Genomic DNA, 3,166 nt, shown 5'->3' with positions numbered 1-3,166 from the left:
GGCGGCGCCGGCGCTCGGGCCGGTCCCCGCACGGCCGGAAGCGGAAGCCGCCGCCGAGCGGGCTGCGCGGCACCGAGCGGGGCAAGCGGAATCCCGTGCGGGGTACTCGGGGACCGGTGACGAGGGTCACTGAGCGGCCGGTGGCCGCAGCAGTTCGGGCCTGAGGAGTGGCAGCCTGCGAAATGTATAGCGATCTCGAAAAAGATCGACCCTTTGTAAGGTTGGACAGGTCAGCCTCCTTCATTAGACTGGTTGAGCCGCGGTCCTTCGGTGTTTTCGAGCATGCGCGACCCGGCGTCTCAACAGCCTTCTGCACCCAGAGTGAAGGACCGTGATCGACGTGAAGGTCGGTATCCCCCGCGAGGTCAAGAACAACGAGTTCCGTGTCGCGATCACCCCCGCCGGGGTGATGGAGCTGGTGCGGAACGGCCACGAGGTCTTCGTGGAGCAGGACGCCGGAGCCGGCTCCTCCATCCCCGACGGGGAGTACGTCGAGGCCGGGGCCACCATCCTCGCCACGGCCGACGAGGTGTGGGCCACCGCCGACCTGCTGCTGAAGGTCAAGGAGCCGGTCGCCGAGGAGTACCACCGGCTCCGCAAGGACCAGACGCTCTTCACCTACCTGCACCTGGCCGCCTCCCGCGAGTGCACCGACGCGCTCCTGGAGTCGGGCACCACGGCCATCGCGTACGAGACGGTGGAACTGCCGGGTCGCACGCTGCCGCTGCTCGCCCCGATGTCCGAGGTCGCCGGCCGTATCGCCCCGCAGGTCGGCGCCTACCACCTGATGGCCTCCGCGGGCGGCCGGGGCGTGCTGCCCGGCGGCGTGCCCGGCGTGAACCCGGGCCGCGCGGTCGTCATCGGCGGCGGCGTCTCCGGCTGGAACGCCACCCAGATCGCCGTCGGCCTCGGCTTCCACGTCACCCTGCTGGACAAGGACATCAACAAGCTCCGGGAGGCCGACAGGATCTTCGGCAACCGGGTGCGGACCATCACCTCCAACGCCTTCGAGCTGGAGCGTGCCGTGCTGGAGGCCGACCTGGTCGTCGGCGCTGTGCTCATCCCGGGCGCCAAGGCCCCCAAGCTGGTCAGCAACGACCTGGTCTCCCGGATGAAGCCCGGAAGTGTCCTTGTCGACATCGCGATCGACCAGGGCGGCTGCTTCGAGGACTCGCGGCCCACCACCCACGCCGAGCCGACCTTCCAGGTCCACGACTCGGTCTTCTACTGCGTGGCCAACATGCCGGGCGCGGTGCCCAACACCTCCACGCACGCGCTGACCAACGCGACGCTGCCCTACATCGTCGAGGTCGCCAACCGCGGCTGGCGCGAGGCGCTGCGCCGCGACCCGGCGCTGGCCAAGGGCCTCAACACCCACGAGGGCGAGGTCACTTACGGCTCGGTCGGCGAGGCGCACGGCCTGCCGGTGCGCGACGTGGCGACGCTGCTGGGCTGAGCCGCCGGCCGCCGGTGGGCCGACGGCGGGCCCGGTTCCCCCCGGCCCGCCCCGGTCAACCCCCGGGGTCAACGTCAGCAACATCACGTCACCGTCCGGACCTTGGAGGGAGGGTCCGGACGGTGACGTCGTCATGTCCGCGTGCGGGAGCGCGGGTGGGTCACGGGTAGGCTGTTTTGCCGTAAAAACACCAGCCTCACCGATTTGCCCACCCGTAAAACCGTGCGGACGTCACCCGGGAGCCTCTTGACACAAGGGTGCGCGCATACCGACACATCGTGCCGTCTCCGGCGGATTGTGTTGCTGCGGACCGCCGACACGCCATAGAGTCGCCAACCGTCGGCATGGTGTCACGCTGACTAGTCGAGAAATTTCCTGGTCACCATTGGAGGTACGACGACTTGTGAACGAGTCGACATTTTCTCCCGGGGGTGGTCAACCAGGAGCGCCTGTGCGAGGCCAGGGATCTTCAGGTCCCACAGGGCCCGAGGGCGTCGGCTCCATCGCTGTCCGCACCTTCACGGCCCACCAGAACCCGACCCACACCATGACAGCCAACCAGAGCACGGACGGCCAACACGTGAACGCCACGGCCGGCGACGCTACGAACGGTCAGTCCGCCGAGCGTTTCGCCGACTACAGTGATCCGCACTACGACCCCAACTACGGCGAACTGCCGGAGGGGCACTTCTACGACCCCGACGCGGAGTACGAGCCCGATCCGGAGTACGCGGCCACGCTCGCGCCGGACGCGGCACGCCAGCGTCGCGAACGCATCGGCCCGACCGGACGGCCCCTGCCGTACTTCCCGATCCCCGGCCCGGTCAACGAACACGGCCCGGCGAAGATCATCGCGATGTGCAACCAGAAGGGCGGGGTCGGCAAGACCACCTCGACCATCAACCTGGGCGCGGCACTCGCGGAGTACGGACGCCGGGTGCTCCTCGTCGACTTCGACCCGCAGGGCGCGCTCTCCGTCGGCCTCGGCGTCAACCCGATGGAGCTGGACCTGACGGTCTACAACCTGCTCATGGAACGCGGCCTGGCCCCCGACGAGGTGCTGCTGAAGACCGCGGTCGCCGGGATGGACCTGCTGCCCAGCAACATCGACCTGTCGGCCGCCGAGGTGCAGCTCGTCAGCGAGGTGGCCCGCGAGTCCACGCTCCAGCGCGCCCTGGGCCCGCTGCTGGGCGACTACGACTTCATCGTCATCGACTGCCAGCCCTCGCTCGGCCTGCTCACCGTCAACGCGCTCACCGCCGCGCACAAGGTGATCGTCCCGCTGGAGTGCGAGTTCTTCGCCCTGCGCGGTGTGGCGCTGCTCACCGAGACGATCGAGAAGGTGCAGGAGCGGCTCAACCCCGAACTGGAGCTGGACGGCATCCTCGCCACGATGTACGACTCGCGGACGGTGCACAGCCGCGAGGTGCTCGCCCGGGTGGTCGAGGCGTTCGACGACAACGTCTACCACACGGTCATCGGGCGCACCGTCCGCTTCCCGGAGACCACTGTCGCCGGTGAGCCGATCACCACCTACGCCTCCAACTCCGTCGGCGCCGCCGCCTATCGCCAGCTCGCCAGGGAGGTGCTCGCCCGGTGCCACGCCGAGTGAGTCTCCCGGCAGCCGACGAATTGTTCCGTACCACCGGTGGTGCCGCGGTCCAGCCGTCGGCGCCGCACCAGGCGCCGGCCCCGCAGGCCGGCCAGGCG

2 protein-coding genes are annotated in these 3,166 nt (G+C 69.3%); both read left to right on the top strand.

Annotated elements, in window-relative coordinates; genetic code table 11:
- The first annotated feature begins 340 nt into the window (after positions 1-340).
- Entirely contained in the window at positions 341-1,456 is a 1,116-nt protein-coding gene (gene ald, locus FM076_RS06475) for an alanine dehydrogenase (protein ID WP_173874545.1), read from the top strand.
- 547 nt (positions 1,457-2,003) lie between these two features.
- Complete coding sequence (locus tag FM076_RS06470) at positions 2,004-3,068, top strand: ParA family protein (protein WP_180217723.1); 1,065 nt, start codon at positions 2,004-2,006, stop codon at positions 3,066-3,068.
- The last annotated feature ends 98 nt before the right edge of the window (positions 3,069-3,166 follow it).

Origin of the sequence: Streptomyces albus subsp. chlorinus (genome assembly GCF_013302895.1) — a bacterium.
GTDB lineage: Bacteria > Actinomycetota > Actinomycetes > Streptomycetales > Streptomycetaceae > Streptomyces > Streptomyces chlorinus.
Note: the sequence above shows the minus strand (reverse complement) of the source record. Positions and strands in the feature narration are given on the sequence as shown.

Excerpts from the sequence above, each read along its gene's own strand:
- FM076_RS06470 (WP_180217723.1), top strand. The coding sequence starts at position 2,004 with ATGACAGCCAACCAGAGCACGGACGGCCAACACGTGAACGCCACGGCC.